At 70.9% G+C, this 1884-nt stretch carries 1 protein-coding gene and 1 pseudogene; both read left to right on the top strand.

The genetic code is table 11. The features are described from left to right. Positions 1–242 (top strand): annotated as a pseudogene (locus tag HW578_RS26035) (hypothetical protein); the annotation flags it as partial. Further along, positions 239–1849 carry a hydantoinase B/oxoprolinase family protein gene (locus tag HW578_RS26030; protein ID WP_198373611.1) on the top strand — a complete coding sequence of 537 codons (1611 nt, stop codon included), beginning with the start codon at positions 239–241 and terminating at the stop codon, positions 1847–1849. The pseudogene HW578_RS26035 and the gene HW578_RS26030, both read left to right, overlap by 4 nt. Positions 1850–1884 lie beyond the last annotated feature (35 nt).

The following is a 1884-nucleotide window of genomic DNA, read 5'->3' as shown; positions in this document are numbered from 1 at the left end:
CGCCGGTGCCCGACCCGCCGCCGCGGCCCGCCCCCGCGCCCGCCGGCCACCGCGACGTGACAGACCCCGCAAGCGGTGCCACCGAGCCCGCCGCGGTGTTCGAACGCAGCGCGCTGGCTCCCGGCATGGCGCTGCCCGGCCCCGCGCTGATCGTCGAGGACGGCACCACCACCGTCGTGCCGCGCGGCATGGCGGCGCGCATCAACGCCCTGCACCAGATCGTGCTGGAGGCCTCGGCATGACCACCGACATCCGCTACCAGGTGATGTGGAACCGCCTGCTGAGCGTGGTCGAGGAGCAGGCGCGCACCCTGGTGCGCACCGCCTTCTCGACCAGCGCGCGCGAGGCCGGGGACATCTCCGCAGGCGTCTTCGACCTCAGCGGGCAGATGCTGGCGCAGGCCGTCACGGGCACGCCGGGGCACGTCAATTCCATGGCGCGCAGCGTGGTGCATTTCATCCGCGAATTCCCGGTGCACACCATGAAGCCGGGCGACCACTACATCACCAACGATCCGTGGAAGGGCACGGGTCACCTGTATGACCTGGTGGTCACCTCGCCCGCCTTCCACGAGGGCAGGCTGGTCGCGCTGTTCTCCTCCACCACACACCTGGTCGATATCGGCGGCGTCGGGCAGTCGGCCGAAGGCAAGCAGGTCTTCCACGAGGGGCTCTTCATCCCGCTCATCCCGCTCGCCCGCGAAGGCGTGGTGGACGAGACGGTGATGCGCATCATCCGCGCGAACGTGCGTGAGCCGGTGCAGGTGGAAGGCGACGTCTTCGCTCTGATGGCCTGCAATGAGACCGGCGAGCGGCGTCTTTCGGCCATGATGGCGGAGCACGGCCTGGCCGACCTCGATGCACTCGGTGACTACATCATCACGCGCTCACGCGCCGGCATGACCGCCGCCATCCAGAAGCTGCCAAAAGGCACCTGGAAATCCCACATGCGGATTGACGGCGTGACCGACCCGATCGACCTGCACGCCACGGTGACGATCGCCGAGGACCACATCGCGGTCGACTACACCGGCACCTCCGCCGCCGTTCCCTTCGGGATCAACTGCCCGCTCTGCTACACCGAGGCCTATACCGCCTTCGGCGTGAAATGCCTGGTCGGTGCCGAGATCCCGAACAATGCCGGCACGCTCGATGCGGTGGTCGTCACCGCGCCGGAGGGGTCCATCGTCAACGCGCCCTTCCCCTTCCCCGTCACCGCGCGATCGACCATGGGGCACATGCTGCCCGACGTGGTCTATGGCGCGCTCGACCAGGCGATCCCGGGGCGGGTGCCGGCCGAGGGCACCTCGAACCTGTGGAACCTGAAGCTCGGCGCGGGGCCCGGCTACACCGGCGCGACGGGGCCGGCCTTCATGGTCACGTCCTTCCATTCCGGCGGCACCGGCGCGCGGCCCAACCTCGACGGGCTCTCGGCCACGCCCTTCCCCTCGGGCGTACGCAACGTGCCGGTGGAGGTGACCGAAGCCATCACGCCGCTGGTCTTCTGGAAGAAGGAACTGCGCGAGGGCTCGGGCGGCGCGGGGCGCTTCCGCGGCGGGCTCGGCCAGGTGATCGAGGTGGCGCGCCGCGACGGCGAACCCTTCGGCATCTTCGCCACCTTCGAACGCGTGAAGCACCCCGCACGCGGTCGGGCGGGCGGGGCCAACGGCGCGCCCGGGCGGCTCTCGCTGGCCTCAGGCACCGAGCTGAAGCCCAAGGGCTTCCATGTCGTGCCCGCCGGCGACCGGCTGGTGGTGGAGATGCCCGGCGGCGGCGGCCATGGCGACCCGGCCACGCGCGACCCGGCGGCGGCCGAGCGCGACCGTCGCCTCGGCTACGCGCCGGGCTGACGAGATCGGAAGAGCGCACGACTGAGGTCCAGGCA

Origin of the sequence: Roseomonas rosulenta, assembly GCF_016106005.1 — a bacterium.
GTDB classification, from domain to species: domain Bacteria; phylum Pseudomonadota; class Alphaproteobacteria; order Acetobacterales; family Acetobacteraceae; genus Neoroseomonas; species Neoroseomonas rosulenta.
This window is presented reverse-complemented; position numbering and strand designations above follow the sequence as displayed.

Bases quoted from the DNA above. Each gene is read 5' to 3' on its own strand.
- HW578_RS26030 (WP_198373611.1), top strand. From the start codon at position 239: ATGACCACCGACATCCGCTACCAGGTGATGTGGAACCGCCTGCTGAGC.